The 16,879-nt window shown below is 67.4% G+C and carries 17 protein-coding genes; 7 read left to right on the top strand and 10 right to left on the bottom strand.

All coding sequences use genetic code 11. The annotated features are described in order from the left end of the window. Positions 1-32 precede the first annotated feature (32 nt). Positions 33-1,967: a TerD family protein gene (locus L5G33_RS02810; protein ID WP_308191530.1), complete on the top strand. Its 1,935-nt coding sequence runs from the start codon at positions 33-35 to the stop codon at positions 1,965-1,967. Between the two features lie 20 nt (positions 1,968-1,987). Here L5G33_RS02810 and L5G33_RS02805 read toward each other — a convergent pair whose 3' ends face one another. Then, on the bottom strand, positions 1,988-2,848 hold the full coding sequence (locus L5G33_RS02805; protein ID WP_236996609.1) for a universal stress protein: 861 nt from the start codon (positions 2,846-2,848) through the stop codon (positions 1,988-1,990). 4 nt (positions 2,849-2,852) lie between these two features. After that, entirely contained in the window at positions 2,853-4,235 is a 1,383-nt protein-coding gene (locus L5G33_RS02800; protein WP_372476850.1) for an MFS transporter, read from the bottom strand. 279 nt (positions 4,236-4,514) lie between these two features. On the opposite strand from L5G33_RS02800, the gene L5G33_RS02795 reads away from it, so the two are divergent. Further along, the gene (locus tag L5G33_RS02795; protein WP_236996607.1) at positions 4,515-5,093 is read left to right on the top strand and encodes a TetR/AcrR family transcriptional regulator; all 579 of its coding nucleotides are present in this window, start codon (positions 4,515-4,517) and stop codon (positions 5,091-5,093) included. Between the two features lie 9 nt (positions 5,094-5,102). On the opposite strand, the gene L5G33_RS02790 is transcribed toward L5G33_RS02795, so the two are convergent. Next, positions 5,103-6,386: an ROK family transcriptional regulator gene (locus L5G33_RS02790; protein ID WP_236996606.1), complete on the bottom strand. Its 1,284-nt coding sequence runs from the start codon at positions 6,384-6,386 to the stop codon at positions 5,103-5,105. Positions 6,387-6,706: 320 nt separating this feature from the next. On the opposite strand from L5G33_RS02790, the gene L5G33_RS02785 reads away from it, so the two are divergent. Both L5G33_RS02785 and L5G33_RS02780 read left to right on the top strand, forming a co-directional pair. Continuing rightward, a complete protein-coding gene (locus tag L5G33_RS02785; protein WP_236996605.1) occupies positions 6,707-7,378 on the top strand; it encodes a histidine phosphatase family protein in 672 nt (223 codons plus the stop codon). A gap of 32 nt (positions 7,379-7,410) precedes the next feature. Further along, positions 7,411-8,391 carry an enoyl-CoA hydratase/isomerase family protein gene (locus L5G33_RS02780; protein WP_236996604.1) on the top strand — a complete coding sequence of 327 codons (981 nt, stop codon included), beginning with the start codon at positions 7,411-7,413 and terminating at the stop codon, positions 8,389-8,391. 10 nt (positions 8,392-8,401) lie between these two features. Here L5G33_RS02780 and L5G33_RS02775 read toward each other — a convergent pair whose 3' ends face one another. From L5G33_RS02775 to L5G33_RS02755, 5 genes are all read right to left on the bottom strand, one after another. Continuing rightward, positions 8,402-9,142, bottom strand: coding sequence for an SDR family NAD(P)-dependent oxidoreductase (locus L5G33_RS02775; protein WP_236996603.1), 741 nt, complete (start codon positions 9,140-9,142; stop codon positions 8,402-8,404). Then, positions 9,139-10,155, bottom strand: coding sequence for a phosphotransferase family protein (locus L5G33_RS02770; protein WP_236996602.1), 1,017 nt, complete (start codon positions 10,153-10,155; stop codon positions 9,139-9,141). Before L5G33_RS02770 ends, L5G33_RS02775 begins: the two co-directional genes overlap by 4 nt. Positions 10,156-10,183: 28 nt before the next feature. Continuing rightward, positions 10,184-11,389, bottom strand: a complete 1,206-nt coding sequence (locus L5G33_RS02765; protein WP_236996601.1) for an acyl-CoA dehydrogenase family protein — start codon at positions 11,387-11,389, stop codon at positions 10,184-10,186. A 92-nt stretch (positions 11,390-11,481) separates the two neighbouring features. Next, entirely contained in the window at positions 11,482-12,102 is a 621-nt protein-coding gene (locus L5G33_RS02760) for a TetR/AcrR family transcriptional regulator (protein WP_236996600.1), read from the bottom strand. Then, a complete protein-coding gene (locus tag L5G33_RS02755) occupies positions 12,099-12,752 on the bottom strand; it encodes a TetR/AcrR family transcriptional regulator (RefSeq protein ID WP_236996599.1) in 654 nt (217 codons plus the stop codon). Before L5G33_RS02755 ends, L5G33_RS02760 begins: the two co-directional genes overlap by 4 nt. An 85-nt stretch (positions 12,753-12,837) precedes the next feature. Here L5G33_RS02755 and L5G33_RS02750 point away from each other — a divergent pair, with 85 nt between their 5' ends. Then, positions 12,838-13,707: an oxygenase MpaB family protein gene (locus L5G33_RS02750; RefSeq protein ID WP_236996598.1), complete on the top strand. Its 870-nt coding sequence runs from the start codon at positions 12,838-12,840 to the stop codon at positions 13,705-13,707. Here L5G33_RS02750 and L5G33_RS02745 read toward each other — a convergent pair. Then, positions 13,670-15,163: an LLM class flavin-dependent oxidoreductase gene (locus L5G33_RS02745; protein ID WP_236996597.1), complete on the bottom strand. Its 1,494-nt coding sequence runs from the start codon at positions 15,161-15,163 to the stop codon at positions 13,670-13,672. The two genes, L5G33_RS02750 and L5G33_RS02745, sit on opposite strands and share 38 nt — an antisense overlap. A gap of 63 nt (positions 15,164-15,226) precedes the next feature. Beyond that, positions 15,227-15,826 carry a helix-turn-helix domain-containing protein gene (locus L5G33_RS02740; protein WP_236996596.1) on the bottom strand — a complete coding sequence of 200 codons (600 nt, stop codon included), beginning with the start codon at positions 15,824-15,826 and terminating at the stop codon, positions 15,227-15,229. A gap of 18 nt (positions 15,827-15,844) precedes the next feature. On the opposite strand from L5G33_RS02740, the gene L5G33_RS02735 reads away from it, so the two are divergent. Both L5G33_RS02735 and L5G33_RS02730 read left to right on the top strand, forming a co-directional pair. Next, on the top strand, positions 15,845-16,558 hold the full coding sequence (locus tag L5G33_RS02735; protein WP_236996595.1) for an AzlC family ABC transporter permease: 714 nt from the start codon (positions 15,845-15,847) through the stop codon (positions 16,556-16,558). After that, positions 16,555-16,875 (top strand): AzlD domain-containing protein, encoded by a 321-nt coding sequence (locus L5G33_RS02730; protein WP_236996594.1) that lies wholly within the window; start codon positions 16,555-16,557, stop codon positions 16,873-16,875. The genes L5G33_RS02735 and L5G33_RS02730 overlap by 4 nt, the downstream gene beginning before the upstream one ends. Positions 16,876-16,879 lie beyond the last annotated feature (4 nt).

Genomic DNA, 16,879 nt, shown 5'->3' with positions numbered 1-16,879 from the left:
GCTGAGCTGGGTAGCGGCGGTACGTTCTCCGAGTGACACCGACACTACTGTCCAAGGGAGCCAACCTGTCGCTCTCGTCAGTATCTGACGTCGGAGAGATAACGGTGACGATCGAAATCGTCGCCGATGGAAACCTCACCACGGACGCCAGCGTCCTGCTCCTCGGTGCCGACGGCAGGGTCCGATCCAACGACGATCTGATCTTCTACAACCAGGCGAACAGCGCCGACGACAGCGTCCGACTGCTTGAGCGAACAGACCAGATTGACGGCATCAGTCGAGACGCTGTCCGGATCGAGTTGGCGCGACTCGCCGAAGACGTCGACCGAGTAATCGTCGGAGCGAGCGTAGACGATCCATTCCAAGCACTCGGAGCGGCTTCGAGCGCGACGATGATCGTCGCAGACGTCACGACGACACTCGCGCGATTCTCGATTGAGGGACTGACGACGGAGCGTGCGCTCGTCTTCGGCGAGGTCTACCGCCGGGGTGAGGAGTGGAAGTTGCGGGCGGTCGGCCAGGGGTATGCGGACGGGCTCGGCGCGCTTGTCACCGAGTTCGGGATCGAAGTCGATCCGGCTGTCGACCCGCAGATCGCGGCACCCATCGATGTCGAGTCGCCCGAACCCGCTCCCCCAGTCCCCACACCGACGAACGTCCAAATCCGACGTCAGCGAAGGGCACCGTGTCTACCGGCAGACTGGGACGACCGTCCGAGCGCGTACCTGCCGACGGAACCGGCCCCGCCGGCGTTCCACCGGGCCACCTTGTTTCCTGCCGTCCATGCCAAGGCATCGATCAATCACGAGCAGCGCGCCACCTCAATCCTTCTCGCGACAATGGAGATCGTTCGCGAGTTCGGCCGTGCCGTATTGGGTTCAATCGGAGCACCTGGAGGACGGGTCACGTCGTTCGTGGAACCGGCTTTCACCATCAACGGGGCGGAGTCGCGCCCGGACGGTCTGATCCGCGTGACCAGAGGCGCCACGACGTGGACGGCACTCGTGGAAGTGAAGATCGGCGCTCGCCGACTCGAAGCCGACCAGGTTGCCACCTATATGGCTGTAGCGAAGTCCAAGGGCTACGACGCGGTCATCACGATCAGCCCCGACCTGATGCCTGTCGCAGGAGCGTTAGCGGTGACGCCCGACCCGAAACTGCTGAAGTCGATCTCACTGCACCACCTCGCGTGGGAGGAGATCATCTCAGCGGCGGCCGTCACGCTCGAACACACCGGGATAGACAACTGCGAACGTGCCCGCCTCCTCCACGAGTTCCTGACGTACGCGGTTCATCCATCGAGTGGGATGCACGTCTTCGACGACATGGGTTCGCACTGGGCCCGGGTCCGAGACGCGGTAAAGACTCGCACTGTCAGCGCGCACGACTCGGCACCCGCTGAGGTATGCCAGAACTTCGATCGCCTCGTTCGCCACATCGCTCTGCAACTATCGGCAATGCTCGGGCAGCGGGTGCAAGCCGTTCCACCTGCGGAGCACCGTGATGCGGTCAGCCGTGCCCGCCAGCTAGCCGATTCCGGACGGCTGTTCGGGACGTTGCGTACCGCGGGGCTCGTCGGCCCGATCGTCGTAGAAGCCGACCTCACACGCGATCGCGCGATCTGCTCGATCACCATTGCCGCGCCACGAAACGGCAGACCACTCACACACGTGAACTGGATGCTCCGCCAACTCTCCGATGCTGACTCCCGGACCCGCGTCGTGTCGCACCACGCGGGCTGCCGTGAACAGACCGCTCTCCTCCTGGGAGACGCGCGCAACGACCCCGGCAGGCTCGTCCCGAGCGGCGGCCGAGGCATCCGCGAGTTCACGGTCTCCGTAGATCGCTCCACGGGGACCAAACGGGCGGGGTCCTCAGGTGGCTTCGCTGCAACCGTGACGCACCTTGTGACGGATTTCTACGGCGCCATCGCAAGCGTGTTGAAAGCGGCACCGCCGTCGCCGTGACTTCCAGGGCGACACCGGCGTCAGCTCTTGACGACGAGCACCGGGCGTTCTGCGTGATGAATGACGTCTTGGCTCGTCGATCCGAGGAGCATCCCGGCCAGGCCACCGCGGCCTCGGCTGCCGAGGACGATCATGGTTGCGTCCCGGGCGACGCGGCAGATGGTCTGAGCCGCACCGCCAGGTGCGACGACGACGTTTACGGAGGTCAGCGGGTAGCGCGCGGCGACCGGAGCGATCCACGACCGCACCTGCTCGTCGACGCGGTCGGCGTGCTCCGCGACCAGATCGGAGCCGACCGAACCCGCGGCGAGAGTCGACTCGTCGAGGTCGGTCCACGCGTGCACGACGGTGAGCGACGTGTCGAACACGTCCGCCACGATCAACGCACGTTCGAGGACGGGCCCGGTCAGCGCAGAACCGTCGACGGCGGCGACCACGGGCCCGCCGCCCGACGGACCAGCGATCACCGCGACGTCGCTCTTCGCATGGGCCGCGAGGTTGATGCTGACCGAACCGAAGAACAGGCTGCGCACTCCGCTGAGGTGGCGAGTCCCCACCGCGGTCAACGCCGATCCGGCGGAGGCTTCGACGAGGGCGGCGACCGCCGGGCCGGTCACGACATCGCCGATGATCTCGGTGACCGACGTCAACGACCGCGCATAGGCGACCGCGTCCTCGACTGTGTTCGCGGCCTCGGCACGCAGCGCGTCGATGACGTCGCCGGGCAGCAGCATATTGACGGCCGAGCTCGTCGGCACCGGATCGAACGCGCCGACCACCCGCAGCGGGAGATCCCGCCGCACCGCCGTCTCGACGGCCCAGGCGAGCGCGGTGCGCGACGCCGCAGAACCGTCGACTCCGACGACGATGGGGCTGACCATGCCGTTACCGTACCTCTGCGGGGTCGACTACCACGTCGTCCACCTCGGCGGGGGCCGAGCGCTTCGGGATGACACCGGTGACACAGAACGCGACCACGGCGGCACCGCCGGCGATCAGCATGATCGTCTTGAACGCGTCCGCGGTCGGGATCTCGGCGTCGCCGAGCTGGATGAACATCTGGGATGTGATGACACCTGCGATCGCACTCGCGAACGACGTTCCGAGCGAACGCATCAACGTGTTGAAGCTGTTCGCCGCGCCGGTCTGCGACGCCGGAACGCCACCCATGATCAACGCGGGCATCGCGCCGTAGGCCAGGCCCGTGCCGATACCGATGATGATGCCGATAACCACCAGCTGCCACTCCGAATGGAGCATGAAGGCGCCGATGAAGTAGCCGACGGCGACGACGACCGCACCGGCCATGAGCGTGATCTTCGGGCCGAAGTTGTTCGTGATGTACGACGAGACGGGCGCCGCGAACAACAGCATGATGCCCATGGGCGCCATGACCAGGCCGGCCATCAGCATGGAGCCGCCCAGCCCCGAGCCGGTCTGCTCAGGAAGCTGCACGATCTGCGGGAACACCATCGACATGGCGAACATCGCGAAACCGAAAGCGATGGAGGCGATGTTCGTGAGCAGCACCTGGGGGCGGGCGGAGACTCGAAGGTCCACCAGCGGAGCCGTGGTGCGCAGCTCCCACGTCGCCCACGCGGCGAAGGCGATCACAGCGATGACGAAGCAGAGGATCGTCGAGGAAGCCGTCCAACCCCACGAAGCGCCCTTCGAGATACCCAACAGCAATGCGACCAGGCCTGCCGACAGGGTCACCGCACCGACGAAGTCGAACCCGCCCCCTGCTCGTTCCGGCGACTCCGGGACCACCATTGTGACGGCGACGAAGCTGATCAGACCCATCGCGGCCGACACCCAGAAGAGCATGTGCCACGAACCGTATTCGGCGATCACCGCGGCGAGCGGCAGGCCGAGCGCGCCGCCCACACCGAGGGAAGCGCTCATCATCGCGACCGCGCCCGCAAGCTTCTCCTTCGGCAGGACGTCGCGCATCACGCTGATGCCCAGCGGAATCACGCCCGCGGCGAGGCCCTGCAGGGTGCGGCCGACGATCATCGGCAGCACGGTGCTCGCGAATGCGCCGATCACCGAACCGACGGTCATCAGCACGATGCTGATCAACAGCATCCGGCGTTTGCCGAACATGTCGCCGAGCCGGCCCATGGTCGGGGTCGCCACAGCGGCCGCCAGCAATGTCGCCGTGATGACCCACGCGGTGTCGTCGACTCCGGCGTTCAAGTACTCGGGCAGATGCGGGATGATCGGGATGACCAACGTCTGCATCAACGACACGACGATGCCCGCCATCGCCAGTACGGCGACGATCGCGCCGGTCCGCGGCGGTGCCGCGCTCTCTGAATTCACTGACATCTCGAAGTCACTCTCCAACTCGTCTTGGCTCTACGGACGCCTCTCGCGTCGAGCAGTTCGTCAGCCACCCGTGCGGCATTACCGGAGGCAGCTCCGGTTAGATACGCTAAACGGAGGGCCCTCCGTTTGCAACGCATAGTGAACCATTTCACGCGGTAGGGTGGCAGCCACGGCGACGCTGCGGTATGCGTCTACGACGAGGGAGGCGGACAGTTCGTGAGCTTTGAATCAGCTGCGGCTCCGGCGAATTCACGCTCCGACGCGCGGTCGAACCACGCTCGGATACTCGCGGCGGCCACGCGCGTCCTCGGCCGCGACGGGCATTCGTCGACGCTCAGTTCCATCGCCGAGGAGGCGGGGGTCGGCATCGGCACGCTGTACCGACACTTCCCGAACCGCGGACGGCTCGTCGAAGCGGTTTATCGGAGCCGAGTGCAGGACCTGTGCGACGCCGCCGACGACGCCCTGGCCGACGAACCGTCGGCCCGAGTCGCGCTGCGCACGTGGATGGGCCGGTTCGCGGCGATGCTCGTCGACAACCGCGACGTCCCCGAGGCGCTCAAGCCTGCGCTGGCCACGGGCAGTGAGTTCCGGGAAGAGACCGGCGGGCTCCTCATCGCTGCCGTGCAGTCGTTGCTCGACGCCGGGAGAGTCCGACGAGAGTTCCGTGTCGACGTGGCGCCAGTCGACATCCTCCGCACCGTGACCGGGCTCGCCTATGTCTCACAGCACCTCGACGACGTCGAGAAGCCGTTGGACGTCTTCCTGGACGGGCTCCGGCCGATCACCCCGTGACGTGGCCCGTCACAATGTGTGCGAGAGTGCCTCGAGAGGGTCGGCGTAAATCGCGTCGAGCGCGACCGCGCCCGCAGCCTTCTGCTGGACGGTGATCGCTGAGCGCGCCACTCGTACGTCACGCTGGGTGGCGACCGATGTCGCGCGCAGCGCCTTGCTGACCGACGGCAAGGCCTCCGGGTAGTCGGTGAACGCCTGCCCGCCGAGGATCACGTGGTCGGGGTTGAAGATGTCCGAGATCAACGCGACGGTCCGACCGAGGACTTCGGCGCGCTCGACGAGGATGTCGTGGGCGACGGCGTCCCCGGTGCGAGCCGCGGCACGCAGCTCGTCGATCGACGTGACGTCCAGGCCTGCAGCGGCCGCTGCCTCGAGGATCCCGGAGTCGCTGACCGTCTCCTCCAGTCGGCCCGTGTTCTCCGGATCGAGGAGCCTGGTCGCGCCCGTCGGGAAGTGGCCGATCGTCGGCGGACCGGCCGCAGGCGTGTGGACGGTGCCGTCGACGCTGAACGCGATGCCCGCCGTCTCACGCGCATAGAAGTACAGGAAGTTCTGGTTCTGCTCGGCCGGGTTGTTGACGACGAGTTCGGCTGCGGCCATCGCTTCGACGTGCGAGGCCACCGACACCGGCAGGCCGACGGACTCGGCGATGATCCGGCCGACGGGGACCCCGGTCCAACCGAGTCGCGGGTGATCGACTTCGCCGCCGTCGACGACGCGGCCGCCCATGGCCACACCGGCCCACAGCAGGCGCTTGCCGACCCAGCGGTCCGCGAAGCGGCGTGCACTGGCGCCGATCGACGCGACGACTTCTTCGGGTGTGCCGTCCTGCGGCGTCGGGATCGCGATGGCTCCGACGACACGGTGCATGAGGTCGTGCGTGGTGATTGATGTCGACTTGTAGCCGATGTGGATGCCGACCGTCAGAAATCCGGCGGTGTTGATCTCGAACGGAACGCGCGGTCGGCCGACGGCTCCCGGCGGCGTCAGGTCGGCCCGTTCGCGGATCACGCCCGCCTTGAGCAGTGCGCTGACCTGGCGGTTGACGGTCGAGATCGAGAGGCCAGTCGCGGCGGCGGCGTCGTCGCGGAACACCGGGCCGGAGACTCGCGCGGTGCGCAGCACGAGAGCGGCGGCCTTGGTGGAGAGCTGGAGTCCCGCGGTCGCGATGTGCGGGGCGGGGGCCTTCGGCGCCGTGCGGGTCGCGCGGCGGACGGGAAGAGCAGCGACACCGCTGGGTGCCGGGATCTCGACGGTAGACGCGGGGAGGGGGCGGGACAGGGTGGAAGTCATTTTCGTGCAGGTCCTTGTGCTGGACGCTCGACGGGCGGCTATCCCGTTCGCAGCGTGAGAGGTGCCCGCACATGCGGCGGGCGAGAAATGGGCTGGTTCAGCGCATTCGGCGACAACACAGGACCCGTGCCAGCGGCAGACGGCAACCCAGAGCGGTGGTCATGTAGGTGACCTCCGGGATCGCGTATGGCTGACGAGTCATGTCGCCGAAACTAGCAAGACCCGCACCGCATGGCAAGTGAGGTGCGACGACTAGCCTGGAGAAGTGACCATCGACACCACTCCGCCCTGCCCGTCCGTCACTGCGCGGGAGGCATGAATTGGGCGCCGTCTACCTGGTGAGGCACGGCCAGGCTCCCGCTCACGCCTACGGGGTCGGTACGGCGGCCCCAGGCGCCCCTGGTCTCACCGATCTCGGCTTCGCGCAGGCCCGGCGCAGCGGTGACGTGCTCGCGGGCCTGGTGCCCGGGTTCGACGCCGCGATCTCCGGCGACCTCCCGCGGCAGGTCGCGACCGCGCAGAGCGTGCTCGGCGCGTTCGACACCGCCCCCGACCAGATCGTCGACGCCGCGTGGAACGAGTACGCGCTCCCGCCGTCGGTGACGACGGTCGACGCGTCGCTGTACGACGACCGCGCCCGCTACCAGCAAGCTCTTGACGTCGCCCTGGCCGGCTGGATCGACGGTGACGCCGTCGACGACGGCGAGAGCTACACCGAGTTCGCGACACGCACACGTGCGGCCGCCGAGCGCGCGGCGACCCTCGCAGGCAGCGGCAAGAACGTCCTCGTCGTCTCGTCGGCAGGCACCATCACACAACTCCTCGCACAGTTGTGGGGTGTGCCCGGCTCGCAGTGGCCGACCCTGCACCGCACGTTCGTGAACGCGTCGATCACCAAACTCATCGCGGGACGCCGGGGTCTGTCAGTCGTCTCGTTCAACGAGCACGCACACCTCGCCGGCGCGAAGGACGGGCTGATGACCTATCGGTGAGCGGTTGTCGACGACCAGCGATACTCGAGGTCATGGATCCCACGCTGACCGTCGTCGACATCGAGACCGCGGACACCCCGCCTGACCGGTCCGACGAGTTCCGCGGACTGGTCGTCGGGGTGATCGAGTCGGGCCGCGTGCCGACCAGCGCGGCGGCGCAGGCATGGATCGAGCAGGCGAGCCTCACCGTCACATCGGGACCGGCGAGCGATCGCCGGATCGTCCACGTCGACTCGGTCGCCGACACGGTCGCGGCGATCGAAGAACGCGTGTCCGTCAACCCGGTGTCCGCGATCGTGTGCGACGACGTCCTTCGCGCAACTGTCTCCGATGGCGGAACCCGACCGGGGTTGACCACGGAGTCGCTGGCGTACTCGACCCTGCAGGCGGGTCGAGAGTTCGCGCAGTGGCTGCACGATCAGGGGCCGCGCGTGCTTCACGAGCAGGACGACGCCGTCCGCCTGCACCGGGACGGCGGTGAACTGGAGATCGCCTTCAACCGCCCCGACCGGCACAATGCGTTCAGCAATGCGCTGCGCGCAGGCTTGATCGACGGCCTGCGTCTGGCACTGGCCGACGACACGATCACCTCGGTCACGTTCACGGGCGAAGGCCGCTCGTTCTGCAGCGGTGGCGATCTGCGGGAGTTCGGGCTGCTGTCCAATCCTGCCGACGCCCATCTGGCCAGGACGCGGTACAGCCCGGCGATCCTCCTCGACGCGCTCGCCAACCGACTGGGACCGGCGCTGCATGCTCGGGTCCACGGCGCGGTCCTCGGCAGCGGGCTCGAGATGGCGGCGTTCTGCCCGACTGTGACGGCCGCGGCCGACGCGATCTTCGGACTGCCCGAACTGGGGCTCGGGCTGATTCCGGGGGCGGGCGGCACGGTGAGCGTTCCGCGGCGCGTCGGCCGGTGGCGGACCGCCTACCTCGTGCTGTCCGGCGCCCACATCGACACCGACACCGCGCTCGCCTGGGGACTCATCGACGGCGTCGAGCCCTCGGTCGCGTGACCATCCGTCGTCAGGCGCGGTGCATGTTCTCGCCGGGACGCGTCAGGATCGCCTGCGGGAGCACAGCCCACCGGGACAGTCGCGTCACCGAGTAAGCGATCTCGGCGACGTCGTCGCCGCTGATCATCTCGTCGGCGGGGATCGCGTCGTCGCCCTTGGTCCACTCAGACATGTCGGTGTCGACGTAACCCGGGCAGATCGACGTGGCGGACACCCCGTTGACGGACTCTTCGAGGTTGAAGGTCTCGCACATCGAGATCAGCGCGGCCTTGGTCGAGCCGTACGCGATCAGATTCGGCTCGGGATAGACGCCGGTGATCGACGAGATCGCGATGACCTTGGCGCCGATAGTCTTCGTCACAGTGCTCTTCATGCTCGCCAGCAGCGACTGGGCGAGCAGGAACGGGGCGCGCACATTGACCTGGTAGAGCTTGTCGAACCGGCGTGCCGGGAAGTCGGCGAACGCACCCATCGCGCCCATGCCCGCATTGAGGACGAGGGCGTCGGTGCGGCCGTACTCGTCGAGGTGACGGGCGGCGAGCGTGGCGACAGCCTCCTCATCGGACATGTCGGCGGGGACGGTGAGGACCCGACCGCCATGCGCGCGAAGGGCTTCCGCGCGTTCGTCGAGCGCATCGGCGCCGCGCGCGCTGATCGTCAGATCCCAGCCCTCGCGGGCGAACCGGTCGGCGACGGCGGCCCCGATGCCGCGGGACGCTCCCGTCACAAGAGCCACTCTGCGTTCGGTCACGACACTGCCTCCAGGCCTCGAGCGATGAATGTTGCGGTGGCCTCGCCCGCGAGTTCGGCTCCGTCACCACCGGACGAACCGCCTTCGCGGGCGCGATGACTGATGCCTGCGGCGATGACACCGAGTTTGAGGTTAGCCAGACCCAGGTAGAAGGCCCAGTCGCCGAGATCGGTCCCGGACGCCTGCGCGTACCGTTGGGCCAGTTCGTCGGCGCTCGGGTAGCGGTCGCTGGTCCACGCGGCGTCGAAACCGAGGACGGTCGAGAAGACCGGCTCGCGGTACACGCACATCAGGGCGATGTCGGTGATCGGGTCGCCTAGCGCCGACAGTTCCCAGTCGACGACGGCGGCGACCGCACCGGGATCATCGGGCGAGAGGATCGCGTTGTCGATCCGCAGGTCGCCGTGCACGATCGACCGGCCCGCCGTCTTCGGCACCCGATCGGTCAGGATGCCGACAAGTTTGTCGAGGTCGGGCAGTTCGCGGTCCTTCACGATCCCCCACTGCCGTGACCACAGCTTCACCTGCCGGGCGGCGAACCCGTCGGGACGACCGAAGTCGCCGAGTCCGACGGCCTCGTAGTCGACGGCATGCAGGTCGGCGAGAGTCCGGACGAGGGCGTGGGCTCCCGCCGTCACCTGGTCGTCCGTAAGCGTCGCGAGGTCGTCCACGGACCTGACGACCGGGCCGTCGACGTAGTCGACGATGGTGCACGGCGCGCCGATCACGTCACCGGATCGATCGATGGCGACCGTGGCCGCGACCGGCACCGCGGTGTCGGCCAGCGCTGAGGTGACCGCCCATTCGCGTTCCATGTCGTGCGCGGACGGGGTGAGCCCGCCCATCGGCGGGCGGCGCGCCACCCAGTGGTGTACGTCGTCGCGGACGTCGAACGTCAAGTTGGAGCGGCCACCGCTGATCAGTTCGATCCGCAGGTCACCGACCACGTCGATATCGTTGCCGGACAGCAGTGTTCGGAGTCTGTCGGCGGTGAGGCCGGGATGCTCGGTCACGCGGGGGTTCCCTTCGTCGCGCGGAGAGTCAGTTGGCGGTGCGGACTTTGCGGGCCCGTCCGACGGCTCGTTTGGCGATGGCCCAACGGTGCACTTCGGACGGCCCGTCGTAGATGCGGAACGGGCGCAGTTCGTTGGCCAGCCGGGCCAGCGGGAGGTCCTCGGAGACGCCGAGGCCACCGCACATCTGCATGCTGCGGTCCACGACCCGGGAGAACGCTTCGGCGCCGAATGTCTTCGCGATCGATGTCGCATCGGACGCGTGGCCGCCCTCGTCGAGCTCCCAGCAGGCGCGCACCAGGAGTGCGCGGGCCGCGGCGAGATCGATCTCGTTGTCGGCGACCTGCTGCTGGATCATGCCGAGGTCGCCCAGGCGACCGCCGAAGCCCTGCCGCTGGTCGACGTAGTCGAGCGCCACTCGGTGGGCTCGGACGGCCGACCCCATCCACCGCATCACGTGCGTCATGCGAGCCGGGCCGAGGCGGACCTGCGCGTAGCGGTACCCCTCGTCGACCGCGCCGAGGACGTCCTCGTCGGGCACGACGACGTCCGTGAACGTCACCTCGCAATGTCCACCGATCATCGACTTGTCGGTGGTGTGGATGTGGCGGTCCACGCTGATGCCGTCGCGGTCGCCGGGGGCCAGGAACATGGTGGCCCCGCCGCGATCACCGGCCTCACCGGAGGTGCGCGCCATGATGATGTAGAAGCCGGCACCGTCGGCGCCAGTAATGAATCGCTTACGTCCGTTAATCTTCCATCCACCGTCGACGCGGACCGCCATCGTGTTGAGAGCGTTCGGGTCGGCACCGGCACCGGGCGACGGCTCGGTCATCGCGAACGCGCTACGGACGTCGCCTGCGGCGAGGGGCGCGAGGTAGAGCTGACGCTGCCGGTCGTCGGCGATGTGCGCGAGCATGTGCACGTTGCCTTCGTCGGGGGCTCCGATGTGCAGGGCGACGGGGCCGAACGTCGACGCGCCCGCGGCTTCGAAGACTGGTGCGCGTTCGCACATGTTCAGGCCGAGGCCGCCGAACTCGACTGGAGCGTGCGGGGCGAAGACGCCCGCAGCCTTCGCTTTGGCGTTCAGTTCACGACGTACGTCGTCACCGCCCGCCGCGGTGATGTCACCGTGGAACTCGTTCTCCACGGGCAGGACGTGGTCGGCGATGAACGCCTCGGTCTTGGCGACCAACTCGACGACTTCGGACCGATGCGACAGGTCGATCGACATGACAAGCTCTCCCAACTCCCGACCGAGCGATCGCTCGGACCGGCTAGAGCGTCCCATGTTCCGTGCATCACGTCAAGACAAGCGCCGCCCGGTCATCGCGCGACGTACCCGACGATTGCTCGGGCGTATTCGAGGTTGCGTTCGATGAGCTCGTCGGCGCCGAGCTCGCCATCCACGCGGTACCAGGTCGACACCCCGACGCACATGGTCGCGACCGCTCGCGCCGCCCCCTTCGGATCCGCCGTCACGAAGACTCCGGCGTCGACGCCGCCCAGCACGATCTCGTCGACCATCCGCTGCTGCCGCACCCGGTGACCGATGTAGCGCGGCCGGTAGTCGCCGTCCAGGCTCCGCATCTCGGTGGATCCGACGAACGCCTGCTCACGTCGGTACATGTGGAATCGGAGCAGCGACTCGACCACCGCGTCGAATTGCGCCAGACGATCGTCGCCTGCTTCCGCGATCGCCTGCTCGGATCGCCGCAGGAGATCGGCCATCGTCAACTCGAGCAGTCCTTGCAGGAGCGACTGCTTGGACGGGTAGTGGTGGTACAGCCCTGGTACAGAAAGCCCCGCGCGTGCAGCGATCTCACGCACCGACGTGCCGTGGTACCCGTGCTCGACGAACGCTTCGAGCGCCGCACGAAGAGGCGAGGGCAGGCCTGCGGCGCCGTAGTCACGCCATGAGCCCGGAACTTCGAGGTCTGCAGTCACCGGTCACCCGCCACATGTGATCGGGACTCGGGCCAGAGCATGTGAGCACACAGTGCGACGAGCCGATCCTTGTCGAGCGAGAGCCTGCCCTCGGTCCACGAGGCGAGCACGCGCCCGAATCCGCCCACCTGGAAGTGCGACGCCGCAGTCAACTCCTCTTCGCTGCGCACTCTCGACACCTGCTGGGCCGACCGCGACGTCAGCGCCGCGAAGGTCTCGACCGCCTCCGCGCGTCGCTCGGTCAGAACCGGGCTCCCGAGCGCATCAGAGAAGATCAGCCGCCCCTTGCGCCGGTCCGCGTCGATGGCGTCGACGATGGCCCGAACTGCGGCGGTCACCTTCTCACGCGGGTCACCCCCCGCGTCGAAGGCCAGCCGGGCACTCTCGGCGATCTCGGTGATCACCCCGTCGTACGTGGCTCCGACGAGGACGTCGACGTTCTCGAAGTTCTCGTAGAAGTAGCGCGGCGTCAGCCCGGCGTGCGTGCAGATCCCGCGGACCGTCACCGGCCCCGCTTCCGGCTCGCTGAGCAGGTCGAGCGTCGCGTCCAAAAGGGCAGCGCGGCGCCGGGCGACTCGTGCATCGCCGGCTTCTCCTCCGTATGACCGCAGTTCGCCTGCGCCCTGACTCGCCTCACTCACGCTGTCCATAGTGACACTCTCCGGCTTGACACCGAGCATTCCCGCGCGTTGAATCAACAATAGGAAACGTTCGTTATCAGTTTGAGGGAGCCTCATGACCGCCGCACCCATCGAGGAATTCGCGACCGAGACAGTGCCCGCACGCACTCGCGTCGAACTCGACGAACAGCAGATCACCGACATGGGGCTCCTCGGCCCGGCACTTCTGTCCGGACCCGCGAACGTCATCATGCAGCTGAGCCACCCCGCGGTCGGTTACGGCGTCTACGAGAGCAAGGTCGACTCCGGCAACTTGTACAAGCATCCGGTCAAACGGACTCGCACCACACTGACCTACCTAGCCGTCGCCGCGACCGGCGGCCCCGAACTTCGACGTAAGTACCGGCAGGCCGTCAACCGGTCGCACGTTCAAGTGCGGTCTGTCGAGTCGAGTCCCGTCAAGTACAACGCGTTCGATCCGGAGCTGCAGCTGTGGGTCGCCGCCTGCCTGTACCGCGGCTGGGAAGACTGCGTCCGGATCTTCGGCGACGAAGCCGACCTCACCGAAGAGGCTTACCGACAGGGCGCTGTCATGGGCACCACCCTGCAGATGCCGCCGGAGATGTGGCCGGCCACCCGGGCCGACTTCGAGGTCTATTGGAACTCGGTGCTCGACGAGATGGTGATCGACGATGTGATCGGCAGCTATCTGAAGTCGATCGTCCGTCTCGAGTTCGCGTCGCCGGTGCTCCGCGTCCTGATGGGTCGATTCTCCGAGATCTTGACGATCGGTTTCCTGCCGCCAGAGTTCCGGGAGAAGATCGGCTTCACCCAGACCAAGACCGACAAGCTGATCTTCGACCTCCACAACAAGATCCTGCGTGGCATGGTCCACGTGATGCCCAAGTCGTGGCGGCAGTTCCCGTTCAACCTCCTCCTCGCCGACCTCAAGTGGCGGATGACGACGAACCGGCCGCTGATCTGAGCGGCTCGGCCTCCTCGTCAACGGACGGAGACCACGGCAGGGACAGCGCTGCGCGGCCGCGGACAGAGTCGTCGATCGTCGATGCACTCGCGCCCGCTCGGAACGATGCACCTCGGTGATTGTCCGGAAGTCGGTCTCCGCGCCCGAAAAGCTTGTGACGCAATGAACCCGGGACGTAGTCGTCGGGGTACGCCTCTCGCGCGCGCAAGGCCGGGACCACGTGATCGACGACATCTTCGAACGTCCCGGGCGTGACCGCGTAAGCCAGATTGAAGCCGTCGACGTCGGTATCCTGCGCCCAGTCGATCAAGGTCTCGGCGATCTCGTCGCCCGACCCGATGAACACCGGCCCCATGCCGCCGATGCCGCCCCACGCCGCGACGTCGCGCACGCGCCACGGACGGCCGTCCTCGTCGGCCTGCGCGAACGCGCTAACCGCGGACTGGATCGCGTTCGAGTCGACGGCGCCGATCGGATCGTCCAAGTCGTAGCGCGACAGGTCGATGCCCATCCATCCCGACATGAACACGAGCGATCCCTCGTCGGACGCGTAGCGCCGGTACTGCTCAGCCTTCTCCCGCGCAGCGTCCGGCGTACTGTCGGTGATCACCGTGGCGAGGGTGTAGATCTTCGCGTCGTATGGTCCGCGTCCGGCGGCGACGAGCGCGTCTCGTGTACGCGAGACCACTTCGCGCAGAATGGCTTTCGTCGGCGCACCGACGAAGATCGCTTCGGCGTTCTCAGCCGCGAAGCGGGACCCCCGTGGCGACGCGCCTGCCTGGTAGATGACCGGTGAGCGCTGAGTCGATGGCTCAGCGAGATGAATGCCCGGGACGGTGAAGTGCTCCCCACGGTGCCCGATGTGGTGCACCTTCGACGGATCGGCGAACACTCCCCGGTCGCGATCACGACGGACGGCATCGTCCTCCCACGACCCTTCCCAGAGCTTGTAGAGGACGGTCAGATACTCGTCTGCGTGATCGTATCGTGCGTCGTGGTCGAGCAGTCGATCGTCGCCCATGTTGCGGGCCGCGGCAGGCAGGTAGCCGGTTACGACGTTCCACCCGATCCGCCCGCCCGTGAGGTGGTCGAGGGTCGAGAGTCTGCGCGCGAATGGGTATGGGTGCTCGAATCCGGTGCCGGTGGTGACACCGAATCCCAGGTCCGAGGTGGCGTGCGCCATCGCCGAGACAAGCAGCAGCGGGTCGTTCACCGGGATCTGCGCACCCTGCCGGATCGCCGCCTCGTCGGTGCCCGCGTACACGTCGTACGTACCGAGCACGTCGGCGATGAACAGCCCGTCGAAACGCCCGCGTTCGAGGAGTCGGGCGAGGTCGACCCAGTAATCGAGCGTGTTGTAGTCCCACGACCGGTCGTCGGGGTGTCGCCACAGCCCGGGCGACTGATGGGCGACGCAGTTCATGTCGAACGCGTTGAAACGGATCTGACGAGTCATACATCCGATGGTCGGCGCACTCGAGCGACCGGGCCACCGTTGTGCGCGAGGTGAGCCGAACGTTCAGGACTCGCTGAGCAGAACCGCGACCGTGCCGTCCTCCACAGCGTCGAAGGTGTGCTCGACGTCGCCCGGGTAGTTCACGTAGTCGCCGGGCTCGAGCCGGACCGGCGACTCGGTCGGGCCGACGTCTGCCCGTCCGGAGCACAGGACCACATGCTCGACGACGCCGCGCGCATGCGGCTGCGACAGTCGCGGCTTACCCCGGTCGGCTCGGATCAAGTAGGCGTCACGGCGAGTGCCGGGACGGGCCGCGGACAGCAGGGTCGCCGTGTACGAATCCGCTTCGCTCGCGCCGAAAGTCGGTCCGTCGCCGAGACGGATCACCTCGACGAGTGGTCGCGGTGCGTCGACGAGTGCCGAGAACTGGATACCGAGCGCCACACTCAGCGACCACAGCGTCTCAATGCTCGGGTTCCCGTCGCCGGATTCGAGTTGGGACAGCGTCGACTTGCCGATACCCGCACGTCGGGCGAGTTCGGCGAGCGAGATCCCCGCCCTGGACCGTTCCCGCTTGAGCGATGCGGCGACCAACTTCTGAGGACTCACCGTCGGGTCGTTCACCAAACAGACCGATCGTTCATCTTGACGAACATCATCCATAGCTCCATGATAATGGACATGCGTTCGCTATGGAGAACCTTCGGTGCGGTGGCGACAGCGGTCCCACGCGAGATCGTCGCCATCGGCATCTCGATGTGGGTGACCGGAACCTCATACGGCGCCGCCGCGCACGGCATCGGCCTGGCGTGGTGGCAGATCGTATTGATGGCCTGCGTCGTCCTCGCCGGGTCGTCGGAGTTCGTCATGGTCGCCGTCGTCGCAGGAGGCGGCCTGCCGGTCGTCGGCGCGCTCACCGGGCTCCTGATGAACATTCGCAACGTCTCATACGGACTGTCGGCCGGACGATTCTTCCGGCGTGATCGCACACTCTTCGCCGCCGCCCACCTGGTGAACGACGAGACCGCCGTCTACTCCGCACCGCACCGCGACCCCGCGACGGCGCGATCGGCGTTCCTGATCTGCGGTGTCGCCGTCGCCCTGTGCTGGCCGCTCGGGGCGCTCACCGGAGCACTCGTCGGCCAGCTGATCGGTTCACCTGAAGCACTCGGGCTCGACGCGGCGTTCCCCGCGCTCCTCGTCGCACTCGCGCTACCCGCCGTGCGAGACCGCGATACCCGATGGGCTGCGATCTTCGGCGCGACGATCGCGCTGGCCACCGCCGGGTTCGTCGCCGCCGGAATCCCCGTCGTCCTGGCGCTTCTCGGTATTCCGCTCGGCCTTCTCGTGACGAGCCGCAGAGCGGTGCCTGCCCGAGAGAAGGCCACATCGTGACGGGATGGCAGTTCGCCGGGGCCCTCGCAGTTCTGGCCGCTGGCACGTACGCGCTCCGCGTGGTCGGCTTGATGCTACGAACCAGGACTACCGTGTCACCTGCCGTCGAAGCTCTGATGGAACGATCGACGATGGTTCTGCTGATCGCGGTAGGACTCACCACGACCCTGTTCGAGGGCAGCGATCTCGCCGGGCCCGCCCGACCGATCGGGGTAGCCGTCGGCGTCCTCGCCGCCTGGTTCAAAGCGCCGCTCGTCGCCGTCATCGTCCTGGCTGCAGCATCGACGGCCGTACTGCGGCTGGCAGGCGTACCGTGAGTCC

It is taken from the genome of Gordonia liuliyuniae (genome assembly GCF_021738805.1).
Classification (GTDB): domain Bacteria; phylum Actinomycetota; class Actinomycetes; order Mycobacteriales; family Mycobacteriaceae; genus Gordonia; species Gordonia liuliyuniae.
Note: the sequence above shows the minus strand (reverse complement) of the source record. Positions and strands in the feature narration are given on the sequence as shown.